Here is a 26,797-nt window from a genome sequence, read left to right as displayed (position 1 = left end):
TCCAAGGAAATTTTAGAAGCGAAGGCGTTCAATGGTACGGATGCAAAAGATGTCGCGGAAAACAGCCCTGCAACACAAAAGACCAGTAGATGAAAATAGTGTTTTTTCATTGCGCAATCTCGCACTGCCCAACGAAGGTATACCCTCTGCCATAACCTGAGCGCACTGGCAGTTCTACGCCGCAAGCTGTTTGTACTTTGCGCCGCAAGCGACTGACGGTGTTGTCTAAATTACGCAAATTTGACAAGGTTTCTGGTTTGTTCAGACGCGATAATAAATCTTCACGCGAGATCGCTTGCCCAGCATTTTCAAAGAGCGTAGTTAGCAACGCCACTTCGGTTTGCGTGAGAGCGAGTGATGTGTCATTGGGCGTTTGTAATTGCCAGCGTGACGCAGACAAAACCCATAATGTGGAGTGTTCCGCTGCCTGCTGCACATGACCAAGCCTACGCAACACACTGTGGCAAGCCGCTTCAATTACATCTAATGAACTGCGTTTGGATAAATAAATATCCGCTCCGATGTTTAGGCCTTGTACTTGATCGTCATTAGCATCCAGCGCCGTCAGCATAATGATGCCTACCTTGCTGTTCTGCGCACGCACACGCTGTGCAATTTCCAAACCACTAGCACCAGGCAGTGCAACATCTAACAGCAACAGAGAGAAAGTCGTAGCAGGCCAAGTGAGGAAAAACATTTCTGCACTCTCAAAACCTTGCGCATTAAATCCACGCAGATGAAGAAACTCCACCAGATCAGCGCGCAATTCTGCGTTATCTTCTACTACAGCAATGGTGTGCATAAAAAAACAAAAGCAAGGTAATCCGTGAAGAATACCTTGCTTACGAGAAAAGCCGAAGCGGAAAGAGGATTCAATATATCACCCGCTCCCGCTCTTGCTGCCAATCAAATATCGGTTTTTCCGCTGGCTGAAACAGAGATGCTTACCTTGACTTTAGGTTGCAATTTACAGCTGGATTTATAAGTGTCGGTTGCGATGTTGCCGGTTGAATTGCCAGTTATGTCGCAGATGGGTTTGCTGATATACAGGTAGCCACTGATTTTTTGAGACAGCTTGTAATCAAAAGGGGTGGCACGGCCTTTTAGTGTAAGACTCGTTTGTTCCGTCAGTGATGTGTCCCGCATCAGCTTCAAGGCGCCACCGCTCTGGTCATTGACCAATTGGTGCAAGGTGCTGCCATTTTTACACTGGATACCACTATCTGCACCGGAATCATGAATCTTCTGTATATCCAATGCGGCGCGGAGAGCCGATGTATCTTTGAACTTAACATTTAGCACGCCTTTATTGACAGAAACATTGGTGGTACTGCCCACTGATTGCGTATAGAGAATGTCCTCCAGCAGCATGTTTGTCCAGTCAACGGTATAAACACGGATATACGAAAACTTGTTGTTCGCATGATCGTCGTATACACCCGCTTCTATTCTGGATACATCACTGGTAATTTTTCCTGAGCAATCACCAGAAAAAGTAAATGTGACGGCTCCCTTTTCTGGTGAGCCATCTGTAAACGCTCGTGCAAAAGGTGCAGCCTGCACTTGTGTAATACCGGCAGCCAGCAGGGTTGTGAGTAGCAGTGATTTCTTCATGGCCGTTTCTCCTAAAACATGATGAATTGAGGGGGCTTTCCATGTTCCTCTACCTCCGACCCACAAGACAAAACAAAAATTCTGTCATTTTCTGGCATTGTTTCAGTATCCGCACAAAAGTATGATGAACAGGAATACTTTTATGGGCCTGCACATGAGCCAGACCAAAATAGCCATCACCATTGAAGAAGGGATGCTGGCAAGAGTGGATTCCTTGGTAAAACGCCAAGTGTTCAGCAATCGCAGCCGCGCCATTCAAGCTGCCGTGCAAGAAAAACTGGAGCGCTTGGAGCGCAACCGCTTGGCGGAGGAGTGCGCCAAGCTTGAGCCGCATGCCGAACAGGCGCTGGCAGAGGAAGGGATGTCTGAGGAATTAAGCGCATGGCCAAAATACTGAGAGGCGATATTCGCTGGGCGAACCTCAATCCCACGGTGGGGCATGAGCAAGCCGGCGAGCGCCCCGTACTAATTCTGAGTCAAGATATTTTCAACGAACGCTCCGGCACTGTTATTGCGATGGCGCTCACCAGTCAGGAGCCGCGCGCCGGATTTCCCTTGACCCATGAGGTTCTGCTATCAAAATTGCCCAAGCAGTCATGGGTAAAAATAAGTCAGATCCGCACACTTTCCACCGAACGCATCGGCAAGAAAATTGGGGTGATGGATTCCAGCGAGCTGGCACACATCATTGATGGACTGAACGAAATTATCGGCAATTAAGTCGCAGTCAACCAAACCCACGCCTTTGAGGTTGACGACAAGGGCTGCGCGACTATGATGCCCCTGTCTCTCACAACTACCCCAAGCTGCCGCCATGACCACCAGCACCCTGCGCCACGACTGGAGCCGCGCCGAGATTCTTGCGCTGTTCGACCTGCCTTTTAACGACCTGCTGTTCCGCGCCCAACAAGTGCATCGCGCGCACTTCGACCCCAACCAAGTGCAGGTGAGCACGCTGCTCTCCATCAAAACCGGTGCCTGCCCCGAAGATTGCAAATACTGCCCGCAGAGCGGCCACTACGACACCGGCCTGGACAAAGAAAAACTGCTGGAAGTGGAGAAGGTCATTGAAGAGGCGCGCACCGCTCAAGCAAACGGTTCCTCGCGTTTTTGCATGGGCGCAGCGTGGCGTTCACCCGCTGAAAAAGACATGCCCTATGTGTTGCACATGGTGCGCGAAGTTAAAAAACTTGGCATGGAAACTTGCATGACTTTAGGCATGTTGGATGCCGATAAATCCCAACGCCTCGCGGAAGCGGGCTTGGATTACTACAACCACAACCTCGACACCTCGCCGGAATACTACGGCGAAATTATTACGACGCGCACTTATGCCGATCGTTTGGAAACGCTGGACAATGTGCGTAGCGCCGGCATGAAAGTGTGCAGTGGCGGCATCGTCGGCATGGGCGAAACGCAAAATGATCGCGCCGGTTTGCTGCAACAACTCGCCAACTTAAATCCACACCCCGATTCAGTGCCGATCAATAATTTAGTGAAAGTGGAAGGCACGCCGCTAGAACACGAAGGCGAACTCGAACCGTTTGAATTTTTGCGCACTATCGCGGTGGCGCGCATTTTAATGCCGCAATCTTTCGTGCGTTTATCGGCTGGTCGTGAAACCATGAACGAGCAGATGCAAGCGCTGGCGTTTCTCGCCGGTGCCAATTCTATTTTTTACGGCGAAAAACTATTGACTACGCCCAACCCCGCCGCGCACCAAGATCAACAATTGTTTGCCAAGCTGGGTATCAATCCACACTTGCGCGCTGTGCCGGAAACTCCATCTATGCCTGCGCCAGAACACGCGCTGTTTTACGATGCTTGCGCCTAACATCGCGCATGAATCTTTGGCAACTATCGTGGCAAGAACAGTGGCAGCAGCAGCTCGCTGAGCGCGCAGACAAACATCTGTTGCGCCGCGTGCGCGTGCAAACGGCAGCGCCAGAAAAATCGTTTATCAGCAATGATTATCTCGGCCTCGCGCAACATCCTGCATTAAAAAAAGCACTGTGCGCGGCGGCTGAACAATACGGCGCAGGCAGTGGTGCATCGCATTTGCTGGGCGGGCATTCTTATCCACATCAACAACTGGAAGAAGAACTCGCGGCATTCACCGGTCGCGCGCGCGCATTGCTGTTTTCTACTGGCTATATGGCGAATCTCGGCGTGCTGACCGCGCTGTTGCAAAAAGGCGATTGCGTACTGCAAGACAAACTCAATCACGCTTCACTATTGGATGGCGGTTTATTTTCCGGCGCAGATTTTCGCCGCTATTTACACAGCGATGTGGCAAGCCTGCAAAAACATTTGCTGCGCTGCGCGGATAAAAAATCTTTAGTCGCAACCGATGGTGTGTTCAGTATGGACGGCGATATCGCACCGCTGCCGAAGCTGGCTGCGCTGTGTCAGCAACACGCTGCACTGTTGTTGGTGGATGATGCGCACGGTTTTGGCGTGCTGGGAAAAAATGGTGCAGGCAGTTGCGAACATTTTTCTCTGACGCAGAACGAGGTGCCGATTCTGATGGGTACTTTCGGCAAAGCGCTGGGCAGTTTTGGCGCGTTTGTTGCCGGCTCACACGATTTGATCGAAATGTTGATTCAATTTGCACGGCCTTTCGTTTACACCACGGCGCTGCCGCCAGCACAAGCCGCTGTCACCTGTGCTGCTTTATCGTTATTACAGACAGAACCATGGCGGCGCGAAAAACTGCAACACAACATCACATTTTTTCGTCAGCAAGCCGCGTTGCGCACATTGCCCTTATTGGATTCACCCACCGCAATTCAACCGCTGGTGCTCGGCAGCAGTGCGCGTGTCATGCAAATGGATGCCGCATTGCGTGCGCAAGGTTTTTTGGTGGGGGCAGTGCGCCCGCCCACCGTGGCAGACAACGCCGCGCGCTTGCGCATCACGCTTTCTGCCACACACGAAGAAGAAAATATTGTGCAATTGTTGAACGCTATCGCCGATAGTTTTCGCGTGAATCCATGAAAGATTTACCACTCATTTTGATGCACGGCTGGGGCTTTAGCAGCCGCGTTTATCAACCCTTGCTGCGCGCGCTGCACGATGCCGGTGTTACGCAAGTTTTTACAATAGATTTGCCCGGCTTTGGCGCGGCTTTTCACGAACCCTGTGAAAATCTCAATCAAATAGTGGAGTACATCGTCGAGCAATTGCCGGAAAAGTGCGTGCTGGGCGGCTGGAGTTTGGGCGGCATGCTCGCCACGCACATCGCAGCAAAATATCCAGCGCGCATCGCCGGTTTGATTACATTGGGCAGCAATGTGCATTTCACCGCGTTGGATGATTGGGAGGGAATGCCTGCGGCAGATTACACACAGTTCTGCCAGCGTTTTACACAGCAGCCGGAAAAAACTTGGCAGCGTTTTCTCGGTTTGCAGACACGCGGCGACGCGCAACAGGAGCGCGCCAACGCGCTGCTCGCTGCACTAGCGAATCTTCAAGACTGCAATTCAGAAACCGCCCTGCGTTTATTGCAGTTGTTGGGTGAGATCGACAACCGCGCTTTGTTTTCTACGCTACCATTACGCGGCTTGCATGTATTGGGCGAGTGCGATGCCATCACGCCCATTGCTATCGCCGAACATTTGCGCCGCTTGAATGCACAGCAAGTTGTAGCGGTGTTGTCTGCATGTGGCCACGCCATGCCTGTGTCGCGCGCTGCAGAAGTTGCTAAATGCATACAGAAATTTCTGTCTGCGTCTAGCGATGCGACGCCAAAAAAATCACAAGTGGCAGATTCTTTTTCTCGCGCCGCTATTACCTACAACCAAGCGGCACAATTGCAAAAAACGGTGGGCGAGGCGTTGCTGTCTACGCTGCCAGCCGATATGCACGGCGTAGCGTTGGATCTCGGCTGCGGCACGGGTTTTATTGGCGGCGCATTGCAAGCCCAGCATGCAGCGCTGACGGTTTTTGGTGTGGATATGGCCAGCGGCATGCTGCGCATGGCGCAACAGGAAAAAGCTCTGCGCTGTGTACAGGCGGATATGGAGCACCTGCCTTTTGCTGCGCAATCAGCCGACTGGCTGCTGTCCAGCCTTGCGCTGCAATGGGCTAATCATCTTGAACATTGCTTTGCCGAATGGCGACGCGTTTTGCGCAACGATGGCGCACTGTTTTTTACTACATTTTTACCAAACACCTTGCAAGAACTGCAACAGAGTTGGCGCACCGTGGATGATGCAGTACATGTCAATGCATTTATTGCACAAGAAAAAATTGCGGCAAATTTACGGCAAGCTGGCTTTACGCAGGTTGAAACGGTCACCGCCACGCACACGCTGTATTACACGCAACTGCAAGATTTAGCGCGCGAGTTAAAGGCGATTGGCGCACACAATATGAATGCCGGTCGCCCGCAGGGTTTGATGGGAAAACAACGCTGGGCAAAACTCATGGCGGCTTATGAAGCGTATCGCACGCCGCGCGGTTTGCCTGCCACTTACGAGGTGTTGTATGTAACCGCTCGCTAACAAATTGTTCCGAATTCCTCTGCTGGCATGGCAAACCGTTTTTTGGTTACTGTGGTTGACGGCTACTGCGGTGATGTTGTTGCCGGCCAGCAATTTGCCCAGTGTTAATATTTGGGATAAAGCCGAACACGCCGCCACCTTTGCTGTATTGATGGTACTGGCTTGGTTTGCCTATCAATATCGGTTTTCTGTGCAAAAACTGGCAACATGGTTGGTGTGTTACGGCATTGTCATCGAATGCATACAACACTTTGTGCCTACGCGCAGTTTCAGTGTGCTGGATATGGTGGCCGATAGCATGGGTGTTGCTGTAATTTTTCTATTCTTACGGCGCATAAAAACATCATGAGCAAACAGATTTTTTTTATTGCCGGCACTGATACCGATGCAGGAAAAACACACGCTGCCTGCCAATTGCTGCACGCGGCACAACAACGCGGTTTGCGCACACTGGGCTTAAAACCTTTAGCAGCAGGCGCAGAGAATACGGCTGATGGGTTGCGCAATGCCGATGCACTGTTGTTACAACAAGCTTCGGCCGTACAGTTGCCTTACGAGGCCGTGAACCCTTTTTGTTTTTTTGATGCCATTGCGCCGCATATCGCTGCAAAAAAAAGTGGCGTGCGTTTGTCTGCCAAAGAGATTGCGCAGCACATTCGTCACACATTGGATAACACGGAGTTTGATTACGCGCTGATTGAAGGCGCGGGCGGTTGGCGCGTGCCAATCAACGAAACGGAAACACTGGCCGATGTGGTGAAGCTGCTAAACCTGCCGGTAATTTTGGTGGTGGGCATGAAACTCGGCTGCTTGAATCACGCGCTGCTTGCGGCAGAAGCGATTGTGCGTGATGGCATCGAGTTGTATGACTGGATTGCCAACGACTTCGGCAACCCTATGCCCTATTTAGAAGAAAACATTGCGGCGCTCGAACAGAAAATTTCTGCGCCGCGTATCGCGCTTTGACTGGGCTTACAGCGCCTCGGCACCCGTTTCGCCGGTGCGAATGCGGATCACTTGTTCAACAGCCGTGACAAAAATTTTGCCGTCGCCGATTTTGCCGGTATTGGCCGCGCTGATGATGGCTTCAACAGCCGCATCCACCAACTCATCTTTCACGGCCAGTTGCAATTTCACTTTCGGCAGAAAGTCGATCACATATTCCGCGCCGCGATACAACTCGGTGTGACCTTTCTGACGGCCAAAGCCTTTCACTTCTTCGATCGTCATGCCTTGAATGCCGATCTCACCGAGAGACTGGCGCACATCGTCCAATTTGAAAGGTTTGATAATCGCTGTGATCATTTTCATGGTGAGACTCCCGCAAGTAAAAAGACGGCGCGCCATACCGACGCATGGCGCACGCTCTTGGGGCAGTCTATGCAATGGCTGTGTAAAAAGCCATTGCAATCAAACCACAATCAGTTTTCTGGCTCGTAGCAGTCAATAATGTCGCGCACCAAACCGCTGCGCACAATATCGCCGCGCTCAAATTCATGCACATACACGCTGCTCAAACCGGCGAGCCTCTCCACGGCATCAGCCAAGCCGTTGGCGCCACGAATATCGCTCTGTTTGACATCGCCGTTCACCACCACTTTGCAGTTCTCACCGATGCGCGTTAAAAACATTTTCATCTGCGCGATAGAGGTGTTTTGCGCTTCATCGAGTATTACAAAGTTTTTATGGCTGAAGGTTTTGCCGCGCATAAACGCGAGCGGTGCGGCAACGATGCGGCCGTGACGAATGCAATAGTCCACCGTCCCTGCGCCGAGTCGCTCGTTGAGAATGTCGCGAAAGGCTTCGATGTACACGGCAAATTTTTCATCCACCGCGCCGGGTAAAAAACCCAGTTGCTCACCGGCTTCCACTGCTGGACGCGTGAGAATAATGCGCTCAATTTGCCCAGATTCCAGCGCCTCAGCCGCCAGCGATGCCGCGCAATAACTCTTGCCCGTGCCGGCGGGGCCGATGCCAAAGGTGAGGCAGTGATTGCGAATAGCAGAGATGTAGCGTTGTTGGGCGGGTGTGCGAGCGAGGAGTGGCTGTAATATGCGTTGCGTGGCGTAAGCGGTGTCGAGGTGATGTTGCGAAGGATTAATCTCTACGACATCGGCACTTCGTCGATGGCGGCGGGACGATCGTCGCGACTCTTTCGTGCCGCGCTCACTGGTATCTCTGTGAGAATTGCCTTGGTGCTTTGCGTGTGATTTTCTTGCCATGGTTAACGAACCCCCCGGTTCAGTTAAAAATGCGTCAAAAATCTTGCTGTCTTTTATTTGTAATTATTTTGCATCGCTAAGTGTCTTTCCCTACCGCGTACTTTGCGCTACTAGACTCCGATATGAGAGGGCTGTCAACAGAAAATTGCATCATGCGCCAGATTTTTTCGTGCGCTGCTACATGGAGGTAGAATAGCCGTCCCTCTCATCGGCAAAGCCCTGCGGCAACAATTATGAGTCAACGGTCCAGCTATACATCCATTCTGCGCGCTTTTTTGCTGCTGATTATTTTCCTACTCGCCGCTTATATTTGTGGTGATTTATTAACGGATTTCAAACAACAGGCAATTACGCAATCAGGAAAGGCGCTGTATTACAGCCTGCAATGCGCAATCTGGTTAGCGAGTGCGTACTTTGTTAATACACTGTTTAATTTGATTTTTTGGGACCGCATGTTCGCGGCACTCTTTGGCGATAACCAAGTGCCGCGTTTGTTAAAAAATGTCACCGGTATTTTGATTTTTGCTATCGCGGTAACAGGCATAGTCGGCGTGGTGTTTCAAAAACCGATCACCGGCATCTGGGCGACATCAGGTGTAGTGGGTATCGTACTCGGCTTGGCACTGCAAAGCATGATTCGCGATATTTTTGTCGGCCTTGCTGTCAATATCGACAAACCTTACGGTATTGGTGATTTTATTACAGTGCATCCTGCCTCTTTGCGAAAAGATGCAGGCGTACGCGGGTTGGTGCAGGAAATTAATTGGCGCACTACCAAATTGCTCACCCCCGAAGAAAACACGGTATATGTACCCAATAGTGTGATTGGCGCATCGGTGCTCACCAACCATTCCGCACCAAAAATCTCGCATGAAATAAAACTGAATATCACCTTGGGTTTTGATGTAGAGCCAGCGCGCGCCAAACGCATTTTATTGGCGGCTGCACTCGCTGCCGCTGATGACAACGGCCCTGTGCTAGCCACACCTCCACCAAAAGTACGCATCGTTAACACGCAGCCAGAAGGTGTAGATTACCGCATCAGTTTTATGGCAGCGCGCTCACCAGGTCCCGCCAAAGATTTGCTGCTCAGCAGCGTGCTGGATCATTTGCACCAAGCGGGTTTGAGTCTCTCTTATCCACAACAAGATATTTATTTGGCGAATATGCCGCAGCGCGATGTCGAGAGCACCTCACTGCCAGGGCGCATTAAATTGTTGCAGCGCGTAGAAATTTTCTCGCCACTGCACGAAGAAGAATTGCAATTTCTTGTCACTGCTGGTGTTGAACAATTTATCCAACAGGATAAAAGAATATTTTCCTACGGCGACAGCAGTGCAGCGCAAGATTATTCCATGTTCGTGTTAGTGGAAGGCCTGCTGTACGCCAGCGTGGAGCAAGAGGGCGACAGCGTACGCGTGGGGCAAATTGTGCCGGGCGAAGTGTTTGGCGAAATGTCCTTGCTCACCGGTGTTGCGCGTTCAGCCACCGTCACCGCGGCCACCGATGCCGTTATCTACGAAATCACCCAAAAAGCCATGGCGGAACTGCTGCAGCGCCGCCCTGCGCTGATGCACAGCCTCAGCGAAATCATGGCGGAGCGCCGCCTACGCAACGAACAAGTCAACGAGACACAGGCACAGGGCGCAGCTACCGAAACACGCTCCAGCTTAGCCATGCAGCTATTCGGCTCTATGAAAAGTTTGTTTGGGCGGATTTGAGTCACGCAGGTATCATGCAGCCCTGTCTGCACAAACGATCACAGCTTTTGCCCATGACTTTGTACGATCTTGCCACGGAATTCCTCGCCGCCGAAGGCCTACGCGCCGGTATGCGCCGCTTGGCTGCCAGCGTGTGTGTGATCACCGCCGTGGACAGCCGTGGTCAGCGCCAAGCCATGACTGCTACCTCGGTCACTTCGGTCTCGGACGCACCGGCCTCGCTGCTGGTGTGCGTCAACGGACAATCGTCGTTACACGATATTTTGCAAAGTGGCGGCAAGTTTGTGGTGAATGTACTGTCTGCCCATCATGCCGATCTTTCCATGCTGTGTGCCACCGGCCAAGCGGGTGAAAATCGCTTCTCGTTAGGAGAGTGGGACAGCGCGCACGGTCTGCCGTGGTTGCGCGATGCGCAGGCCGTTTTCTTTTGTGACAGCGCTGCACAAATGACCCACGGCACACATCTCATTCTCGTGGGCAATGTGCGCGAAGTGCGCGTGCAATCCACGCCCGTTAATCCATTGCTCTATGCCGACGGTCAATACCGTCAACTGAACTAACGCAGGAATCTGTTTTATGAATTTTGCTGAACTGACCATTCCCCAATTGGTGCAAAACGCCGCACAACAATTTTCTGCGCACAGTGCGATTGAAGACGGCGATATCCGTCTCACTTATGCGCAACTGGAAGCGGAGCGCGTGCGCGCCGCCAAAGCCTTTATTGCCGCCGGCATTCAACACGGTGATCGCATCGCGGTGTGGGCGCCAAATATTGCGGAATGGATTATTGCTGCAATTGGTTTGCAATCATTGGGCGCGATTTTGGTGCCGGTGAACACGCGCATGAAAGGTGCAGAAGCTGGCTATGTATTGCGCGCCAGCAACGCCAAATTATTGCTCACCGTTTCCGGTTTTCTCGGCTTCGATTATCCCGCGATGTTGGCAAAAGAATCACTGCCGGATCTGCAAAAAATGATTTGTTTACGCGGCGAATCTGAACAATCTATTTCTTGGCAAGCATTTCTTGCGACAGGTGGCGGTGTTAGTGATGCCGATGTGGCTGCACGCACTGCAACGGTAAAACCCAGCGATATTTCTGATTTGATTTTCACCTCCGGCACTACGGGTAATCCCAAAGGCGTCAAAACCAGTCACGGGCAAAACATCAAAGTGTTTGCCGTGTGGTCAGAACTGGCGCGCCTGACGGAAAAAGATCGCTATTTGATCGTCAACCCGTTTTTTCATTCGTTTGGCTACAAAGCGGGCTGGTTGGCGTGTTTGATTCGCGGCACCACGATGTTGCCGATGGCGGTATTCGATGCCAAAGAAATTTTAGTGCGCATCGGCAGCGATAAAATTTCGGTACTGCCAGGACCGCCAACGCTGTATCAAACTATTCTGGCTTTCCCTGATCTAAAAAATTACGACATCAGCAATTTGCGTTTAGCGGTTACCGGCGCAGCGGCGATTCCTGTGTCGCTGATCCACCAAATGCGTAATGAATTGGGTTTCAAAACCGTGCTCACCGCTTACGGTTTAACCGAGAGCTGCGGCATGGTGACTATGTGCCGCGACGGTGATGCGGCTGAAATTATTGCTACTACCTCCGGTCGCGCAATTCCTGATGTGGAAGTACGCTGCGTGAATGAACAAAACCAAGAAGTGCCGCGCGGTGAAGCCGGTGAAATCATCGTGCGTGGCTACAATGTGATGCAAGGTTATTTCAACAACGACGAAGAAACCGCCAAAACGATCGACAAAGATGGCTGGATGCACACGGGCGATATCGGCGTGATGGATGCCGACGGTTATTTGAAAATTACCGATCGCATGAAAGATATGTTTATCGTCGGCGGATTCAATTGCTATCCCGCTGAAATTGAAAACTTGCTCGCCACCTGTGAAGGCGTGGCGCAATCGGCTGTCATCGGCATTCCCGATGAACGCATGGGTGAAGTGGCGATGGCCTACATCGTGCCGAAAGCGGGCGCAAACCTCTCGCCAGAAAAAATCACCGCGTGGTGCAAAGAAAATATGGCGAATTACAAAGTGCCGCGCCGCGTAGAAATCATCGACGCGTTTCCACTCAATGCCACCGGAAAAGTGATGAAGTTTGTGTTGCGCGATCGTGCGCTCGGCAAAGCATGAGAGAAAATTACAATGGCTATTACACGCAACACGGTTGATGTTTATCGCATGTCGCCAGCAAAGTGGGCGGGCGTGGTTTTGCTAGCGCTGTTTTTTATCAGTGGTGGCGCAGCGCATTTTCTTTATACGGATGACTTTACCGCCATCGTACCGCCGTGGATGCCGTACCCGCGTGAAACGGTGTTAGCTACCGGCGTGTTGGAAATACTGTTCGCTGCACTGCTGTTTGTGAAAAGAGCGCGTCCAGTTGTGAGCCTGTGGATTGCTGCGTACTGCCTCGCTGTACTGCCTGCCAATATTCACATGCTGCAAAACAATATTCCGATGTTCGGTCACAACTTCCCTCCTGCGGTGTTGTATGCGCGCATCGCGTTGCAAGCGGGTGTGATCGCGCTGGCGCTGTGGGCGGCGAATGGCAAAGCGCACTTGGTGCGCTACGGCTTGTCGGGGTTGTTTAGGGCTTAATCCGCCAAACAGCGCGCCATTTTTTCAATCAAGTCTCGCAAAAAATCAGGGTAATTTTTTGCATGCGCGCCCATCGGATCCAACTCAACCATCTTCACATTTAGCGAGGCTTTGCCCAGCCAAGTATTGACGGCATCCGCGCCGTACTCTGGTTCATAAAACACACAGCGCACGCTGCCGCTGTTGAGCAACTGCAATAATTTGGCGCGATCGCGCGCGCCAGTCGCGATACTTTCATGCTGCCAAACCGCCGCGCGCTGGTTGAGGTGATAACGCTGCACCAATCGCTGATAACCATCGTGATACACCACAAACCCTTGTGTAGAAACTGGCGCAAATTTAGCTGCCAATTCCGCATCTAAAGCCGTCATTTCCTTTTCAAACTGCACCTGGCGCTGACGGATATTGTCTGCGTCTGCCGGAAACAATTTCACCAAACCTGCTGCGACAACGCCGGCTTGATCGCGCAACGCGAGTGGATCCAGCCAGATGTGTGGGTCGTGCTGCACAGCATGTGTTTCGTCTTCGTGGTGATGGTGCGCATCCGCATGCAACACATCCGGCAGCAGCGCCACACTCTTGTCCGTTGCCTGTTGCTTGGCCAGCTGCGCTAACCACGGCTCCAGCACTGGCCCCACCCACACCAGTAGCGCGCTACTGTTTACTCGCTGCACATCGGCGGGACGCAGTTGGTAGTCGTGCGGGGAAACGCCTTCAGGCAGCAACACCTGCACATCCACATTGGCAGGCACCAAGGCCTGCGCCACCCACGCCAACGGCTTCACCGTAACCAGCACCACCGGCTCAGCGGCCTGCGCTGAAACAACAAACCCTAGCCAACCACACAGCAACGCGCACACAACCTTCATGGGTTCCTCACTTTTAGAGCCAGTTTTTCAAGCGCTTGCGTTATCATTTCGCGCCCCAGTTACCGTATCGCCCGCATGCCTGCTCCTGCCGCATCATTCGTCGCCGCAACGGAAGCCAGCACTTCTGGCAGGCCGCTATTGTCAGCGCAAAACATCCGCGTACAAGTGGATGGGCGCGTGCTGCTGGACAACATCAACCTAGATTTGCGCCAAGGTGAAATCGTGACGGTGATCGGTCCGAACGGCGCGGGCAAGACCACACTGCTCAAAACACTGCTAGGTTTTATCGCACCCACGAGCGGCAACATTGTACGCAGCTCCGCGTTGCATATTGGCTACATGCCACAAAAATTGGCATTGAATCCGCTGCTGCCGATCACTGTGCAGCGTTTTTTGCAACAAACCGGCGCAAACACAGCAGCCATACAACAAGCCCTCACCGAAACCGGCGTTGCCTCACTATTGCAACAATCACTACACAAAGTGTCTGGCGGTGAATTGCAACGCATTTTGTTAGCACGCGCGCTACTGCGTAAACCCGAGTTGTTGGTATTGGACGAACCCGCACAAGGTGTGGATGTGTGTGGACAAGCAGATTTGTATCGTTTGATCACGGAATTGCGCGCGCGTTACCACTGCAGTGTGTTGTTGGTGTCACATGATTTGCATTTGGTGATGGCAGCGACAGACACTGTCATTTGTTTGAACCAACACATTTGTTGCCAAGGCAAACCGGAACATGTGAGTCAGCACCCGGAATATTTGCAATTATTTGGCCGACAAATTGCCGACGACATCGCCGTCTACACGCACCATCACGATCACGATCACGATGTGCACGGCAATGTGCATAAAGGTTGTTCGCATGATTGAGTTGTTGTGGTTGCCGCTGCTCGCCGGTATCGGAACCGCGTTAATCGCAGGACCACTCGGCTGCTTTGTGGTGTGGCAGCGCATGGCGTACTTTGGTGAAAGTTTGGCGCACAGCGCACTGCTCGGCGTGGCGATTGGTTTATGGCTGCATCTGCCAATCACTTTTACCGTGATTGGCGCTGGTATTGTGCTCGCACTATTGCTCGCCAGTTTGCAACAGCGGTCTTCTTTTTCTTCCGACACTTTGCTCGGCATTTTGTCACACACCTTACTCGCCGGCGGTTTGGTATTGCTCTCCACCCTGCCAAATTTGCGTGTGAATTTGGATGCGCTATTGTTTGGCGATTTACTTGCGGTTTCGCTGCACGATGTAGTGTGGTTGCTGGCACTGGTTGTTATTTTATTTGCCGCGCTGTGGCGTTTATGGCAGCCCTTGATTGCATTGACGATACATGAAGAACTCGCGCAAGCCGAAGGCATTCCTGTTGCACGCGTACGCACACTGTTAATGCTGATGATGGCCGTTGCTGTTGCCGTGGCGATGAAAGTTGTCGGTGTATTGCTGATGACTTCCCTGCTCGTCATTCCTGCGGCAATTGCACAACACCATGCACGCTCACCAGAGCAAATGGCATGCATCGCTGCATTGATTGGTGCGCTGGCGATTGTTGGCGGCTTGTTGCTTTCTTGGTTCAGCAACAGTCCTGTTGGCCCCTCCATCGTACTGGTAGCTGGCATTTTCTTTCTTAACACGCTGCTGGCACGCCGTTGTCGCCAGCATTTTTCATCCACCTAACACACGCACGATACTTATGAATAGCTACAGCACTTTACTGTTCTCACTGGAAAACAGCGTTGCCACCATCACCCTGAACCGCCCGACATCAGCCAACAGCATGGACATGGCGATGGGAAAAGAACTGCTCGCAGTGGCACAAATTTGTGAACAAGACTGCAATATCCGTGCGGTAATTTTGACAGGCGGTGGCAACTTTTTTTCTGCGGGCGGCGACTTAAAAGCGTTTTCTGGTTTTGGTGATGCGATTGGTGAAAAACTGCTGGAGCTCACCGATTATTTACATGCGGCGATCAGTATTTTCTTGCGCATGCGCGCGCCGCTGATTGTCGCCGTCAACGGTGCCGCTGTTGGCGCGGGTTTTAGTTTGGCGATGGCGGGCGATTTTGTGTTGGCCTCCGACAATGCAAAATTTGCGATGGCTTACACCAGTGCTGGCTTAAGCCCCGATGGTGGCGCCAGTTATTTTTTGCCGCGCATCATCGGTTTGCGTCGCGCACAACAATTAATGATTAATAATCGAAAACTGACGGCCGCCGAAGCATTGGAATGGGGTTTGCTGACGCGCGTTTGCGCAGCGGATCAATTACTGCCCGAAGCGCATGCGCTCGCGCAGTCATTAGCCAATAGCGCAACGCAAGCGATCGGCACCGTTAAGCAATTGTTGCTAACCAGCTTTAGCAACACGCCGGAAGCGCAGATGGCGCTGGAAGGTAAAAACATTGCGCAGCTTGCGTCTAATGGCGACGGGCAAGAAGGAATTAATGCTTTTCTAGAAAAACGCGCCCCAGCATTCAAGGGCAAATAACTTCTCTTTATTTAGGTAACAAATATGACCAATTTCAAAAACAAAGTAGTCATCATCACCGGTGGCGGCAAAGGCGTCGGCCTCGGCATCACACGCTGCTTTTTAACGCAGGGCGCTACAGTAATTATTTGCAGCCGCAGCGAATTGGAATCCCTGCCTGAAGTGGACGGCAATCGTGCGCTTTTTTTTGCGGCTGATGTGCGAGATGTTGAGCAAATTAATGGCGTAATTGATTACGCGAAAAATACTTTTGGTCGTGTGGATGTGTTGGTGAACAACGCTGGCGGCGCACCGCACACAGACGCTGCCACCGCCAGTCCGCGCTTTTCGGAAAAAATTATCGCACTGAATTTGTTAGCGCCTCTCAATTTTGCGCAAGCGGCCAACCGCGTGATGCAGCAGCAAGCGGAAGGCGGGGTGATCATCAACATCGCTAGTGTTTCTGGCGAGCGCCCCTCACCGGGCACGGCGGCTTACGGCGCAGCGAAAGCAGGCCTACTTAATCTCACCAAATCTCTAGCCGTAGAGTGGGCTCCCAAAGTTCGCGTGGTGGGTGTTACCTGTGGCATGATTCGTACCGAGCAGGCACACCTGCATTACGGCGACGAGCAAGGCATTGCTGCAGTGGAAGCAACCGTCCCCCTGAACCGATTGGCGAGCCCTGAAGATATCGGCAACGCCTGCCTCTTTTTAGCGTCCCCCTTGGCCAGCTATGTCAGTGGTAGCAGTTTGCTGGTGCACGGCGGGGGTGAAAAACCTGCTTTCTTAGAGGCGGGCAACGCACAACATTGACCGGTAATTCGTTGCAATTAATCACAAGAAACCAGATGGGGTATGAGTCACATGGACAAAATGGACAAACGCGTGAAACCGCTAATTTTTCTCGCTGCCTTAGCGACAAGTGCCGGCGTGTGGGCGGCGGACACAAACGAACTCTCAACACTCCGCCGTGAAATATCAAGCAATAACACCTCGGCCGCATGGACACAGGCGCAGCGCATGCGCGCCAAGTGGGAAGCCACCCCAGAATTCGACTACCTGTACGGCATACTCGCCTACGAGCGAGAACAGTACGATGAAGCACAATTTGCACTGGAGCGTGTGGTAATGGCTGAACCCGCCAACACCCGTGCGCGCTTGGCGCTGGGCAAGGCCTACTACCAATTGGGCGACGAACACAGCGCGCTGCGCCAACTCAATGCAGTGAAAGTCAGTGAGCCACCCGCCTACATCATGCGCGAAGTGAACCACTATCTCGCGCGTATGGGCAAGGATCAGACAGGCACTCTCAACGGCTTTGTCGAGTCTGGCATCGGCCATGACAGCAATGTCAATTCGGCTACAACCGCCAGCGCTATCAATAATCCAGCGTTTGATCCCACCAGTGTTGTCTCCGATCCTTTCATCGTGCTGAACCGACAGGCAGGCCAACAATCGGATATGTACGACTATCTGCAAGCCGGCCTCAACTACTACAAGCCACTAGACGCTAATACCGGCTTTGAAGCACGCGTTGGCTACAGTGCACGCAACAACTTTAGCTCCTCGCGTTTCGATAACAACATCTATCGAGGCAGTGTTGGCATCGTGAAGTTGTACGGCAAGGACCAAGTGCGTGCGACCTTTACTGCACAGGACTACCGCCTCAGCGATTCCGATTTCCAGAACTACTACAGCCTGTCTGTCGATTGGACGCACTACAACTATGGCGGGTGGAGTTTGTACAGCGGTCTGTTTCTCAATCGTTTGAAATACCCCGACGACAATACCCGCGACCTCAACCAGTACATCGGCAATTTTGCGCTTCAGCGTCAAGACGGGGCCATCGCCCAAAGCGTGGGAGTCATGTTAGGCAGTGAAGATGCCACTCACTCGCGCGGTAACAGCAACGCACGCTTATTTACTGGTCTCTACTACAATGTTGCTTACGATATTTCCACCAGTCACCAACTGTTCGCGCGCGCTTATACACAAAACTCACACCAACGCGGCGAAGATCCCTTCTTTCTACAGACGCGCGACGACAACTTTTATCAACTGTCTACAGGCTGGAACTGGCAATTGAGCAAACCGCTACGCGTACGCACAGAATTGATCTACGATAGCAACAACAGTGATGTGGATTACTATTCCTACGAGCGCACACGCCTGCAAACCGGCCTGCGCTACAGCTTCTGATGATCTAGGGAGAGCCTTATGAATATGACAATGAAACAACGCATCACCCGCTACGGCATACTCGCCGCTTTGATCATGGGCTTGGTCACCGCCGTTCTCAACACACAGGCCACCACACAGTCCGCCGGTGTCGTGTTACTGGCCAATGGCGAAGCCAAAGCGCAACAAAACACTGATGCCGCCCGCGCACTGAGCCGCCGCTCAGACATCTATGTTGGCGATCGCATCACCACCGGTAATGAAAGCCAACTGCAATTGCGCATGAAAGACGGCGCAATGGTGGCGCTGGGTGCCAATGCCGAATTTGTGGTGCAGGCTTACGGCGAAGCAGCCAAGGGCGATAAGAAAGACGAAGCCGTGCTGTCGCTGGTGAAGGGCGGTTTGCGCACGATCTCCGGTCAAATCGCTAAATCCTCTTATTCCATGTCCACACCCACCGCCACGCTGGGTATACGCGGCACAGTGTTTGACGTCTTCGTGCGCAATGGCGGCAGCACCGTTGTCATTCTGCGCAACGGCCAAGTGGTGGTGAACGGCTTGGCTGGCGGCACGGAAGTGCTGACGCAACCAGGCCTAGCCAGCGTCATCAATACTGGCAGTGCCCCTTCCAAGCCAACCACGCCTCCCGCCGATGTTTTAGATTATCTGCGTGGCATCCTGCCTAGCATCCCTGACAATGTCACTTGGGAAAGCACAGACAACGGCGCGCGCGCGGATGCGGGAACCGACATTATCAACATCATTAATGACCTGCCGCCTGAAATTCAGGGTGATGGTGCCGTGCCAGGTACGCCGGCTGGTGGTGAAAGCGCATGCGTGCCAGGCACCACTTGCTACTGCCAACAAAATCCCTACCAGTGCTAATCAGGTAGAGGTTTTACTTGCTGTCATGCTGCCAGACGCCACACCAGTCGTCTGGCAGTTGTTCGCTGCGGTAGCGCGCAATGCGCTGCAAATAAATCGTACACAATTTCTTAAAAACAGCTGATTGTTCTGCCAAGGCGGAATAAAGCCCCTGTGCTTCATCCCAGTGCCGCGCCAAATATGCTGCGCGCGCCGCCGCATACTGCTCGACTTGCTGCAATAACTCAGCGCTGGCTTCCGCGCGCAAGACCAGAGGTTCGTAGACGCGGATGGCTTCCTTCTTGCCCTTTACCTGCATGTAATCCACTTCGCGCCACACAAACGCCTCTTGCACGGCAGCATAAGTGGATTCGCTCACCAGTATGGCAGCCCCGTAAAACTTGGTGATACTTTCCAAACGCGAACCCAAATTCACCGCATCGCCCAACACCGTGTAAGCACGGCGATAGGTGGAGCCCATGTCGCCGACATTCATCGCTCCCGTGTTAATGCCGATGCCGGTGTGTATCGCCGGCAAGCCTATACGCTCGAACTCCTCGCGCAACGCCGCTTGTTTTTTCTGCATCAACATGGCCGCCATCACGGCGTGCAGCTCGTGTTGCGGGTCGTTGAGAGGCGCACCCCAGAAGGCCATGATCATATCGCCGACATACTTATCGATCGTGCCCTGCTGTTCGAAGATGATTGCTGTCATCGGCGTGAAATAGCGGTTGAGCAGATTTTTCAAATCGGTGGCCGACAGCGTTTCTGACATATCGGTGAAGCCACGGATATCGGAAAACAGCACGGTCATTTTCTTGCTTTCGCCAGCGAAGCTGAGGGCTGCGGGGTCGTCTAACAGGCGGTCGATATGCGCCGGCGCCACATACTGCCCAAACATCCCCTTGATCTGTTCCTTCTGTTGCGAAGAGGTAAAAAATCCGAAGGCGATGTTGAGCACATACAGCATCAAAACCACCAGCAGAGGGCCAGAAACCGGCAAATCCAAACCGTGCACCTGCCACAGCCATACGGTACTCGCTACCGCAGCGCTCAGAATTAGCGTCGTCAGCAGCGTCATCATGGTGGGGCCGAGAAAGGGCAGTAAAACAGCCAAAATAATGCCGAGCAGCAGGATCGTCACGGCATTTACACCGGCGGCGAAGTCGGGTTTGTACGGCGCGGCACCGCGCAATAGGGCATCCACCAGCGTGGCTTGGGTTTCAATCCCCGGATACATGGCGCCAACCGGCGTGGTACGCAAATCGACCAAGCCGATGGCCGAAGTGCCCACCATGGCAATGCTGCCCGACAACAACTTCGGATCCACCTTGCCCTGCAACACATCCACAGCAGGAATATAGGGGAAACTGCCCTGCCGTCCGCGGTAGGGCACCAACATCTGCCCCTTGGCATCGGTATGGATTTGTTTATCCCCCAGCATGAAACTTTGGATGCTGCCATCAATCACTTCGGGTTTGACGCTGTCGAGCAGTAGGTAGGTCATGGCGGTCTGCATTGCCAAGCTGGGGTACAGCTGATCGCCATAGCGCAACACCAGCGGCGCACGGCGCACCGTGCCATCGGGGTCGGGGTCACCGTTGATGAAGCCTTGCGCGCGCGCTGCCTGTTGCAGCGCCGGAATACTGGCCGTGTAACCACCCATGTGTTCCACCGAAGTGCGCCGCACATCCTCCACAGCTATCTCGATGCGGCTGTCCGGCATCACGCCGGTATGGAAGGCACCGCGATGCAGGATGTAACCCAGAATGACATCGGTCTTGCCGATACTGGCGGCCATCAGACTGTCGTAGTCAAACGCCGGCACCAAGGCCTGTAACGAACTGGCCAGTGCCGTACCCGCGGGCTGCTCGGCCGCAATCGCTTGCGCCATATTGGTTTCCGGCTCGGAAAACACCACATCGAAAGTGATGCTCACCACGCCAGCTGCTACCAATTTGTCCACCAGCTCGGCCACCGTTTTACGGCTCCACGGCCAGTGGCCTACCTCTTTCAAGCTGCGCTCATCGATGTCGATAATGACCACTGGCTGCGCCGAAGGCTGTGGGTGGCTGTAGGGCAGCAAGACATTGAAACGCAGGTCGTACAGCATCAAATCCAAGCGATCCATCAATTGGCGCGCGTAGCCGGTCGAAAACTGTGCGCCAACCATCAGCAGCGCCAGCACCATGCCCAAAGCGATTACCGCACGCACTTCGTGCAATTTTTTTCGTGAAAACAAACGCATATGTTGTCAGTGATTCCATCCTTCAGCGGGCAAGTATACGAGCAGCGTTGACGGCTGTCAGAGTAAGACTGCACACAGGACAGACGCTGCTAGAATAAAGTTCTCTTGGCAACCACCTCCCTCGGTAACCGCTATGACCAGCGCAAACCAGCACTCTGACATGTCTGTCGATTTATACCGGCGCCTGCTGCACACGGCACAAAAAATTGCGGCGGAAAAAAATGTCTACCGCTTGTGCGAAACCATACTCGCCGAAGCCATGGACATCACGCGCGCCGACGGCGGCACTTTTTATCTCGTGCGCCAAAATGAAAATGGTCTCGACGACCATCTCGATTTTGTCATCGTGCGCAATCAATCACTCAATATCGGCATGGATTCGCATCAAGGCAAAACATCCAACTTGCCATCTGTACCGCTATTTGTGGAAACAAATAACCAGCGCACGCGCAATGAGCACAACATCGCCGCCTGCGCTTACCACCAGCGCCAGTTGATCAATGTAACAGACGCGTACAGCGATGTGCGCTTTGATTTCTCCGGTACGCGCGCGTTTGACCAAAAAACCGGCTATCGCTCGCAATCGTTTCTCTCCGTGCCCTTGATTGGTGATAACGGCCGCATCATCGGCGTGATGCAACTCATCAATGCCATGGGTATTTCAAATAGCGGAGTAATCGCTTTTGCTCGTGAATTAGAGCCCGCTGTGCAGGCGCTTTCGGTGTTCGCGGCAATAGCCTTGGACAATCAAATTTCTGCCGAACAGCAAAAAGATTTATTGATAGAACTATCAACAGAACCGAATACGCGCGCACTGATCGAGCGCATTTTGCACGAAGCCAAACTGCTCACCTATGCCGACGGCGGCACACTGTATTTATTAAAAGACGATCTGCAAATGCCGCGTTTAGAATTTGCGCTGGTGTTGAACGACACACTAAATGTGAACATGGGTGGACACAGCGGCACGGCGGTCACGCTGCCACCCATTTCGCTGTACGACAGCAATGGCGACGAAAACCTGCACAATGTCGCTACTTGCGCGGCATTGCAGCGCAAAGTGATCAACATAGAAGACGCGTACAGCGATACCCGTTTTGATTTTTCCGGCACGCGCGAATTCGATAACAAAACCGGTTACCGCTCGCGCTCGTTCTTAGCCGTGCCGCTGTTGAACCACGAGAACGATGTGGTGGGCGTGTTGCAACTCATCAACGCGCGTGATGCGCACAGTGGCGAGATCAGTTGCTTTTCTGAGCGCACAGAATCGCTAGTGAGCGCGCTCGCTTCTTACGCAGCCATTGCATTGACCAATCAAATTTTGGTGCAAGAATTAAAAAATCTGTTGGATGCGTTTATTCGCTGCATCGCGCAGGCCATTGACGCCAAATCGCGCCACACTTCGGCGCATTGTCAAAAAGTACCGGTGTTGATGGAGATGATTGCACAAGCGGCGCACGACGACGACACCGTGTTTCGTGATTTTATTCTCAATGACGATGATTGGTATGAATTGCGCGTGGCAGCGTGGCTGCACGATTGCGGCAAACTCTCCACACCCGATTCTGTGCTGGATAAAGCAACAAAACTGCATTTGATGCACGATGGCATCGACACCGTGCATGTGCGTTTTGCCAGTTTGCGCCAACAAAAATTGGCGGCGTTTTATCAGGCCGTTGCTGAAAATCCTGCCGCACGCACAGAGCTACAAGCCACTCTGGACAACGCATTGGCGCAGCTGGAAGCGGATCGCCAATTTATTGCCACCGCCAACAAAGGTGGCGAGTTCATGGCGCCGGAAGCCAAAGCGCGCGTTAAACAAATTGCCGCACAACAATGGTTGGATGCAGATAACCAATTACAACCGCTGCTGACGGAAGTGGAAATTTACAACTTGTGCATCGAGCGCGGCACACTCACCAGTGAAGAGCGCGGCGTGATCAACAACCACATGGCAGTGACGATAGACATGCTGGAATCGCTGCCGTTTCCGAAAAAACTGCGCCGCGTGCCGGAATACGCCGGCGGCCACCACGAAAAAATGGACGGCACCGGCTTTCCGCGCGGCTTGAAGCGCGAGCAAATGTCATTGCCCGCACGCATGATGGCAATTGCCGATATTTTTGAAGCGCTGACCGCGCGCGATCGCCCCTACAAACCGCCGATGAAGATCAGCATGGCGCTGGGCATTTTGAAAAAAATGCGCCACGACAATCACATCGACCCCGATCTTTACGAATTGTTTGTGCGCAGCCGCGTATGGGAAAAATACGCCAATGATGCGCTGCTGCCGGAGCAGCTCGACATCAGCGATGCGACCGAATTCCTAGCGGCTTGACATCACAGCGCCAGCGCGTGTGCGGCGTGAAACTGCAAGCGCGCGCGGTATTCGGCAGACGGTTTGTGCGCGTGCACCACATCGGGCCGTGCCGGCAATTTTTCTGACAACAAGCGCGACAGCCAAAACCGCGCGGCGGCCAATTGCAATATGGCCTGCCAGTGCGTTTTTTCCTGCACCGTGAGCGCGCGCTGTTTTTGGTAAGCATCAATTATTGCGTGATAGCGCGTTGCTTCTATGCTGCCATCCGGCAAGGCGCACCAATCGTTAATCACAATCGCCAAATCCAGAGCTAATACATCCGTGCAGGCGTTGTAGAAATCAATCACGCCGCACAAGGTGTCGCCTTCGTACAGGGCGTTGTCGTGAAATAAATCGCCATGAATTAAACCCGTAGGCAAGTTCAAAGCGCGCACTTGTTCAGCGTTGCGAATTTGCGCGTCCAACAATTCCAAAACTTCAGCGTCCACACAACTGCTTAAGCGTTGACGCGCGGCCTGCATCCACGCGGTACCGCGCTGATTGTCGCGCTGTTCTGGATAATTCTGACTCACAGCATGCATGTGGCCGAGAAAATAACCAATCGCGCGACACTGCTCTATCGTCATATTGCGCGGGTGTTGGCCGGATAAACGCGGAAACAACAGCGCCGGTTTATTTGACAGCGTGTGCAATGTTTTTGCGTTGTTATCTGCGAGGGCGTGTGCCACAGGCAATTGACGCGCATACAACCAATCCATCAAGCGCACAAAAAAAGGCAACTCGTCTGCGCTGATTTCCTCAAACAGCGTCAAGATCCATTTCTGTGCATCGCTCTCTAAAAAGTAGGTGGTGTTTTCAATGCCGTCGCTGGCGCCCGTGCAAGCCGTCAGCGCATCGATGCCGTAGTCGCGCAACATAGCGAGCAATTCTTGTTGATCCAGTTCTGTGTAAAAAGCCATGTTCTTTGCCTATCGAAAACTTTTTGTTGCGCGTTACTGAAAATCGCCCCAGCGTGCTTGCAACACGCTGATCGCTGCCAAGGGCGCGGTTTCGGTGCGCAATACACGCGGCCCCAGCGTCAAAGCAGAACAGCCCGCCGCTTGCGCCGCTGCAATTTCTTTTTCTGACAATCCACCTTCAGGGCCAATTACCAACAACACGCTGCGCGGTTTTTCTTGCTGTGCCGATAAGCTGTTGTCACTGCGATGGTGCAACACAAAACGCTGCGCGCTGTTGTCGTTTGCCAAACAATGCGACAAATCTGTGGGTGAGTGCAAAATCGGCAGTGTAGTTCGCCCACTCTGCTCACAAGCACCGATCATAATCTTTTGCCACTGCGCCATTTTTTTTTGCCAGCGCTCATCTGCTAAACGCACTTCACTGCGCTCACACAACAAGGGCGTGATAGATGCTGCGCCCAGCTCAGTACTTTTTTGCAATACAAATTCCATGCGCTCACCGCGCGATACGCCGATAGCCAAATGAATTGCTAAAGGCGATTCGCGATTGACGGTTTCTGCACTGTTTATTTGCACACAAACCTGTTTGCGCGTGCATTCGGTGATGACGGCGTGTGCTTCTGTGCCACAACCATCAAATAACACCACAGGCTGACCCACTTGCGCACGCAACACCACACCAATGTGATGCGCAGCGTCCGCCGGCAGCGACAATTCACTGCCAGCTACTAACGGCTGCTGCACATACAAACGCGTGATGCGCATACGCAGTGTGCAATCAATATTTATAGCTGTCGGGTTTGAAGGGGCCTTCTACCGCAGCACCAATGTAGTTCGCCTGCTGCTTGGTCAATTTGGTGATCGTGCCGCCAAAACCGCGCACCATGTGTGCTGCCACTTCTTCATCAAGTTTTTTCGGCAACACCGTGACGCTGATCTGATCTGCTTTCAATGCAACTTCCAAATCGGCAAAGCGACGCTCGTACAAATACATCTGCGCCAACACTTGGTTGGAGAAAGAACCGTCCATCACGCGCGAAGGGTGACCGGTGCCATTGCCCAAGTTTACCAAGCGACCTTCCGACAACAAAATCAAAAAATCATCCGCTTTTTTGCTGCGATAAATTTTGTGCACTTGCGGCTTCACTTCTTCCCAACGCCAGTTTTTGCGCGTGAAAGCTGTGTCAATTTCGTTGTCGAAGTGGCCGATATTGCACACCACCGCACCGCTTTTCAGTGCTTTCAACATGTGTTTGTCGCACACATCCACATTGCCGGTGGCTGTCACCACCAAATCCAACGAGCCAAGCAACGCGGTATCTACACCATCCGCTTTGCCAGTGTTGTCGCCGTTTTTGTACGGTGAAACCACTTCGTAACCGTCCATGCAGGCTTGCATGGCGCAGATCGGATCAATCTCGCTCACTTTTACAATCATGCCTTCTTGACGCAGCGATTGCGCCGAACCTTTGCCCACATCGCCGTAGCCGAGCACCAGTGCTTTTTTGCCGGCGAGCAAGTGATCAGTGCCGCGCTTAATTGCATCATTCAAAGAATGGCGGCAGCCGTATTTGTTATCATTTTTTGATTTGGTGACGGAATCATTCACATTCACCGCCGGCACTTTCAATTCACCTTTCGCCAACATTTCTTGCAAACGGTGTACGCCGGTGGTGGTCTCTTCGGTGATCCCGTGAATTTTGTCGAGCATTTTTGGATATTTCTGGTGCAACATCAGCGTCAAATCGCCACCGTCATCCAACACCATGTTGGCATCCCACGGCTTGCCATCTTTCAAAATCGTCTGCTCGATACACCAATCGTATTCCTGTTCGGTTTCGCCTTTCCACGCAAACACCGGAATACCCACTGCGGCAATCGCTGCCGCCGCGTGATCTTGCGTAGAAAAAATATTGCACGATGACCAGCGCACTTCAGCGCCCAATTCCACCAGCGTTTCAATCAACACCGCAGTTTGAATGGTCATGTGAATGCAGCCGAGTATCTTTGCGTCTTTCAAGGGTTTTTTCTTGCCATATTTCGCGCGCAATGCCATCAGTGCCGGCATTTCGGTTTCAGCGATCTCCATCTCTTTGCGACCCCAAGCGGCGAGCGCAATGTCCGCCACTTTGTAATCGTGTTTTGTTTTTGCTGGTGCAGATTTTGCTGGGGATTTTTTTGTTGCTGACATGCGTCATTCTCCAATGGACTGAAAAATAACGCGGTAA

Annotated in this window: 27 protein-coding genes; 18 read left to right on the top strand and 9 right to left on the bottom strand. The window is 52.7% G+C overall.

From position 1 onward, the window contains the following. Positions 1 to 106: 106 nt before the first annotated feature. Entirely contained in the window at positions 107 to 802 is a 696-nt protein-coding gene (locus IPK30_05810; GenBank protein ID MBK8102797.1) for a response regulator transcription factor, read from the bottom strand. Between the two features lie 104 nt (positions 803 to 906). Next, positions 907 to 1,614: a hypothetical protein gene (locus tag IPK30_05805; protein ID MBK8102796.1), complete on the bottom strand. Its 708-nt coding sequence runs from the start codon at positions 1,612 to 1,614 to the stop codon at positions 907 to 909. A gap of 154 nt (positions 1,615 to 1,768) precedes the next feature. Between IPK30_05805 and IPK30_05800 the strand changes: the two genes are divergently transcribed. From IPK30_05800 to bioD, 7 genes are all read left to right on the top strand, one after another. Then, positions 1,769 to 2,011: a CopG family transcriptional regulator gene (locus IPK30_05800; GenBank protein ID MBK8102795.1), complete on the top strand. Its 243-nt coding sequence runs from the start codon at positions 1,769 to 1,771 to the stop codon at positions 2,009 to 2,011. After that, positions 1,996 to 2,334 carry a type II toxin-antitoxin system PemK/MazF family toxin gene (locus IPK30_05795; protein MBK8102794.1) on the top strand — a complete coding sequence of 113 codons (339 nt, stop codon included), beginning with the start codon at positions 1,996 to 1,998 and terminating at the stop codon, positions 2,332 to 2,334. Before IPK30_05800 ends, IPK30_05795 begins: the two co-directional genes overlap by 16 nt. 94 nt (positions 2,335 to 2,428) lie before the next feature. Further along, on the top strand, positions 2,429 to 3,448 hold the full coding sequence (gene bioB, locus IPK30_05790; protein ID MBK8102793.1) for a biotin synthase BioB: 1,020 nt from the start codon (positions 2,429 to 2,431) through the stop codon (positions 3,446 to 3,448). A gap of 8 nt (positions 3,449 to 3,456) precedes the next feature. Next, entirely contained in the window at positions 3,457 to 4,611 is a 1,155-nt protein-coding gene (bioF, locus tag IPK30_05785) for an 8-amino-7-oxononanoate synthase (protein MBK8102792.1), read from the top strand. Further along, positions 4,608 to 6,119, top strand: coding sequence for a malonyl-ACP O-methyltransferase BioC (gene bioC, locus IPK30_05780; GenBank protein MBK8102791.1), 1,512 nt, complete (start codon positions 4,608 to 4,610; stop codon positions 6,117 to 6,119). Before bioF ends, bioC begins: the two co-directional genes overlap by 4 nt. 4 nt (positions 6,120 to 6,123) lie before the next feature. Continuing rightward, positions 6,124 to 6,468: a VanZ family protein gene (locus tag IPK30_05775; protein MBK8102790.1), complete on the top strand. Its 345-nt coding sequence runs from the start codon at positions 6,124 to 6,126 to the stop codon at positions 6,466 to 6,468. Further along, the gene (gene bioD / locus IPK30_05770) at positions 6,465 to 7,085 is read left to right on the top strand and encodes a dethiobiotin synthase (GenBank protein MBK8102789.1); all 621 of its coding nucleotides are present in this window, start codon (positions 6,465 to 6,467) and stop codon (positions 7,083 to 7,085) included. The genes IPK30_05775 and bioD overlap by 4 nt, the downstream gene beginning before the upstream one ends. Positions 7,086 to 7,091: 6 nt before the next feature. Here bioD and IPK30_05765 read toward each other — a convergent pair whose 3' ends face one another. Both IPK30_05765 and IPK30_05760 read right to left on the bottom strand, forming a co-directional pair. Then, the gene (locus tag IPK30_05765; protein ID MBK8102788.1) at positions 7,092 to 7,430 is read right to left on the bottom strand and encodes a P-II family nitrogen regulator; all 339 of its coding nucleotides are present in this window, start codon (positions 7,428 to 7,430) and stop codon (positions 7,092 to 7,094) included. Between the two features lie 110 nt (positions 7,431 to 7,540). Then, the gene (locus IPK30_05760) at positions 7,541 to 8,341 is read right to left on the bottom strand and encodes a PhoH family protein (GenBank protein MBK8102787.1); all 801 of its coding nucleotides are present in this window, start codon (positions 8,339 to 8,341) and stop codon (positions 7,541 to 7,543) included. Between the two features lie 233 nt (positions 8,342 to 8,574). On the opposite strand from IPK30_05760, the gene IPK30_05755 reads away from it, so the two are divergent. The 4 genes from IPK30_05755 to IPK30_05740 are packed head-to-tail and all read left to right on the top strand — an operon-like array spanning position 8,575 to position 12,675. Next, on the top strand, positions 8,575 to 10,062 hold the full coding sequence (locus tag IPK30_05755; GenBank protein MBK8102786.1) for a mechanosensitive ion channel family protein: 1,488 nt from the start codon (positions 8,575 to 8,577) through the stop codon (positions 10,060 to 10,062). A gap of 53 nt (positions 10,063 to 10,115) precedes the next feature. Continuing rightward, positions 10,116 to 10,622 carry a flavin reductase family protein gene (locus IPK30_05750; protein ID MBK8102785.1) on the top strand — a complete coding sequence of 169 codons (507 nt, stop codon included), beginning with the start codon at positions 10,116 to 10,118 and terminating at the stop codon, positions 10,620 to 10,622. 16 nt (positions 10,623 to 10,638) lie between these two features. Continuing rightward, the gene (locus IPK30_05745; protein ID MBK8102784.1) at positions 10,639 to 12,210 is read left to right on the top strand and encodes a fatty acid--CoA ligase family protein; all 1,572 of its coding nucleotides are present in this window, start codon (positions 10,639 to 10,641) and stop codon (positions 12,208 to 12,210) included. 12 nt (positions 12,211 to 12,222) lie between these two features. Next, entirely contained in the window at positions 12,223 to 12,675 is a 453-nt protein-coding gene (locus IPK30_05740; GenBank protein ID MBK8102783.1) for a DoxX family protein, read from the top strand. Here IPK30_05740 and IPK30_05735 read toward each other — a convergent pair. Beyond that, complete coding sequence (locus IPK30_05735; protein ID MBK8102782.1) at positions 12,672 to 13,544, bottom strand: zinc ABC transporter substrate-binding protein; 873 nt, start codon at positions 13,542 to 13,544, stop codon at positions 12,672 to 12,674. The two genes, IPK30_05740 and IPK30_05735, sit on opposite strands and share 4 nt — an antisense overlap. Before the next feature lie 75 nt (positions 13,545 to 13,619). On the opposite strand from IPK30_05735, the gene znuC reads away from it, so the two are divergent. Genes znuC through IPK30_05705 form a run of 6 tightly spaced genes read left to right on the top strand, consistent with a single transcriptional unit; the run spans position 13,620 to position 19,063 of the window. Beyond that, the gene (gene znuC / locus IPK30_05730) at positions 13,620 to 14,417 is read left to right on the top strand and encodes a zinc ABC transporter ATP-binding protein ZnuC (GenBank protein ID MBK8102781.1); all 798 of its coding nucleotides are present in this window, start codon (positions 13,620 to 13,622) and stop codon (positions 14,415 to 14,417) included. After that, positions 14,410 to 15,213 (top strand): metal ABC transporter permease, encoded by an 804-nt coding sequence (locus tag IPK30_05725; protein MBK8102780.1) that lies wholly within the window; start codon positions 14,410 to 14,412, stop codon positions 15,211 to 15,213. The genes znuC and IPK30_05725 overlap by 8 nt, the downstream gene beginning before the upstream one ends. A gap of 16 nt (positions 15,214 to 15,229) precedes the next feature. Beyond that, positions 15,230 to 16,021 carry an enoyl-CoA hydratase/isomerase family protein gene (locus tag IPK30_05720; protein MBK8102779.1) on the top strand — a complete coding sequence of 264 codons (792 nt, stop codon included), beginning with the start codon at positions 15,230 to 15,232 and terminating at the stop codon, positions 16,019 to 16,021. Positions 16,022 to 16,045: 24 nt separating this feature from the next. After that, positions 16,046 to 16,813 (top strand): SDR family oxidoreductase, encoded by a 768-nt coding sequence (locus IPK30_05715; protein MBK8102778.1) that lies wholly within the window; start codon positions 16,046 to 16,048, stop codon positions 16,811 to 16,813. Positions 16,814 to 16,855: 42 nt separating this feature from the next. Beyond that, the gene (locus tag IPK30_05710; protein ID MBK8102777.1) at positions 16,856 to 18,199 is read left to right on the top strand and encodes a tetratricopeptide repeat protein; all 1,344 of its coding nucleotides are present in this window, start codon (positions 16,856 to 16,858) and stop codon (positions 18,197 to 18,199) included. Positions 18,200 to 18,217: 18 nt separating this feature from the next. Next, on the top strand, positions 18,218 to 19,063 hold the full coding sequence (locus IPK30_05705) for a FecR domain-containing protein (GenBank protein ID MBK8102776.1): 846 nt from the start codon (positions 18,218 to 18,220) through the stop codon (positions 19,061 to 19,063). A 13-nt stretch (positions 19,064 to 19,076) separates the two neighbouring features. On the opposite strand, the gene IPK30_05700 is transcribed toward IPK30_05705, so the two are convergent. Next, entirely contained in the window at positions 19,077 to 21,290 is a 2,214-nt protein-coding gene (locus tag IPK30_05700) for an adenylate/guanylate cyclase domain-containing protein (GenBank protein MBK8102775.1), read from the bottom strand. Between the two features lie 160 nt (positions 21,291 to 21,450). Here IPK30_05700 and IPK30_05695 point away from each other — a divergent pair, with 160 nt between their 5' ends. After that, positions 21,451 to 23,628, top strand: coding sequence for a GAF domain-containing protein (locus IPK30_05695; protein MBK8102774.1), 2,178 nt, complete (start codon positions 21,451 to 21,453; stop codon positions 23,626 to 23,628). Between the two features lie 2 nt (positions 23,629 to 23,630). Here the strand turns inward: IPK30_05695 and IPK30_05690 are convergent, their stop codons facing one another. Genes IPK30_05690 through IPK30_05680 form a run of 3 tightly spaced genes read right to left on the bottom strand, consistent with a single transcriptional unit; the run spans position 23,631 to position 26,760 of the window. Continuing rightward, a complete protein-coding gene (locus IPK30_05690) occupies positions 23,631 to 24,569 on the bottom strand; it encodes a homoserine kinase (protein MBK8102773.1) in 939 nt (312 codons plus the stop codon). Positions 24,570 to 24,602: 33 nt separating this feature from the next. Further along, positions 24,603 to 25,334: a 16S rRNA (uracil(1498)-N(3))-methyltransferase gene (locus IPK30_05685; protein MBK8102772.1), complete on the bottom strand. Its 732-nt coding sequence runs from the start codon at positions 25,332 to 25,334 to the stop codon at positions 24,603 to 24,605. A 13-nt stretch (positions 25,335 to 25,347) separates the two neighbouring features. Next, complete coding sequence (locus tag IPK30_05680) at positions 25,348 to 26,760, bottom strand: adenosylhomocysteinase (GenBank protein MBK8102771.1); 1,413 nt, start codon at positions 26,758 to 26,760, stop codon at positions 25,348 to 25,350. Between the last annotated feature and the right edge of the window lie 37 nt (positions 26,761 to 26,797).

Source organism: Cellvibrionales bacterium (genome assembly GCA_016713115.1).
Taxonomy (GTDB): Bacteria; Pseudomonadota; Gammaproteobacteria; order Pseudomonadales; family UBA7239; genus UBA7239.
The sequence above is the reverse complement of the archived record's forward strand: the minus strand, read 5'-3'. Positions and strand labels throughout refer to the sequence as shown.

What these genes read in the sequence shown, in the direction of transcription:
- znuC (MBK8102781.1), top strand. Translation starts at nt 13,620, where the DNA reads ATGCCTGCTCCTGCCGCATCATTCGTCGCCGCAACGGAAGCCAGCACT.
- IPK30_05795 (MBK8102794.1), top strand. Translation starts at nt 1,996, where the DNA reads ATGGCCAAAATACTGAGAGGCGATATTCGCTGGGCGAACCTCAATCCC.
- IPK30_05750 (MBK8102785.1), top strand. Translation starts at nt 10,116, where the DNA reads ATGACTTTGTACGATCTTGCCACGGAATTCCTCGCCGCCGAAGGCCTA.
- IPK30_05720 (MBK8102779.1), top strand. Translation starts at nt 15,230, where the DNA reads ATGAATAGCTACAGCACTTTACTGTTCTCACTGGAAAACAGCGTTGCC.
- bioC (MBK8102791.1), top strand. Translation starts at nt 4,608, where the DNA reads ATGAAAGATTTACCACTCATTTTGATGCACGGCTGGGGCTTTAGCAGC.
- IPK30_05725 (MBK8102780.1), top strand. Translation starts at nt 14,410, where the DNA reads ATGATTGAGTTGTTGTGGTTGCCGCTGCTCGCCGGTATCGGAACCGCG.
- IPK30_05700 (MBK8102775.1), bottom strand. Translation starts at nt 21,290, where the DNA reads ATGCGTTTGTTTTCACGAAAAAAATTGCACGAAGTGCGTGCGGTAATC.
- IPK30_05760 (MBK8102787.1), bottom strand. Translation starts at nt 8,341, where the DNA reads ATGGCAAGAAAATCACACGCAAAGCACCAAGGCAATTCTCACAGAGAT.
- IPK30_05715 (MBK8102778.1), top strand. Translation starts at nt 16,046, where the DNA reads ATGACCAATTTCAAAAACAAAGTAGTCATCATCACCGGTGGCGGCAAA.
- IPK30_05710 (MBK8102777.1), top strand. Translation starts at nt 16,856, where the DNA reads ATGAGTCACATGGACAAAATGGACAAACGCGTGAAACCGCTAATTTTT.
- IPK30_05690 (MBK8102773.1), bottom strand. Translation starts at nt 24,569, where the DNA reads ATGGCTTTTTACACAGAACTGGATCAACAAGAATTGCTCGCTATGTTG.
- bioB (MBK8102793.1), top strand. Translation starts at nt 2,429, where the DNA reads ATGACCACCAGCACCCTGCGCCACGACTGGAGCCGCGCCGAGATTCTT.
- IPK30_05705 (MBK8102776.1), top strand. Translation starts at nt 18,218, where the DNA reads ATGAATATGACAATGAAACAACGCATCACCCGCTACGGCATACTCGCC.
- bioD (MBK8102789.1), top strand. Translation starts at nt 6,465, where the DNA reads ATGAGCAAACAGATTTTTTTTATTGCCGGCACTGATACCGATGCAGGA.
- IPK30_05765 (MBK8102788.1), bottom strand. Translation starts at nt 7,430, where the DNA reads ATGAAAATGATCACAGCGATTATCAAACCTTTCAAATTGGACGATGTG.
- IPK30_05735 (MBK8102782.1), bottom strand. Translation starts at nt 13,544, where the DNA reads ATGAAGGTTGTGTGCGCGTTGCTGTGTGGTTGGCTAGGGTTTGTTGTT.
- IPK30_05810 (MBK8102797.1), bottom strand. Translation starts at nt 802, where the DNA reads ATGCACACCATTGCTGTAGTAGAAGATAACGCAGAATTGCGCGCTGAT.
- IPK30_05680 (MBK8102771.1), bottom strand. Translation starts at nt 26,760, where the DNA reads ATGTCAGCAACAAAAAAATCCCCAGCAAAATCTGCACCAGCAAAAACA.
- IPK30_05695 (MBK8102774.1), top strand. Translation starts at nt 21,451, where the DNA reads ATGTCTGTCGATTTATACCGGCGCCTGCTGCACACGGCACAAAAAATT.
- IPK30_05745 (MBK8102784.1), top strand. Translation starts at nt 10,639, where the DNA reads ATGAATTTTGCTGAACTGACCATTCCCCAATTGGTGCAAAACGCCGCA.
- IPK30_05800 (MBK8102795.1), top strand. Translation starts at nt 1,769, where the DNA reads ATGAGCCAGACCAAAATAGCCATCACCATTGAAGAAGGGATGCTGGCA.
- IPK30_05755 (MBK8102786.1), top strand. Translation starts at nt 8,575, where the DNA reads ATGAGTCAACGGTCCAGCTATACATCCATTCTGCGCGCTTTTTTGCTG.
- IPK30_05740 (MBK8102783.1), top strand. Translation starts at nt 12,223, where the DNA reads ATGGCTATTACACGCAACACGGTTGATGTTTATCGCATGTCGCCAGCA.
- IPK30_05805 (MBK8102796.1), bottom strand. Translation starts at nt 1,614, where the DNA reads ATGAAGAAATCACTGCTACTCACAACCCTGCTGGCTGCCGGTATTACA.
- IPK30_05685 (MBK8102772.1), bottom strand. Translation starts at nt 25,334, where the DNA reads ATGCGCATCACGCGTTTGTATGTGCAGCAGCCGTTAGTAGCTGGCAGT.
- bioF (MBK8102792.1), top strand. Translation starts at nt 3,457, where the DNA reads ATGAATCTTTGGCAACTATCGTGGCAAGAACAGTGGCAGCAGCAGCTC.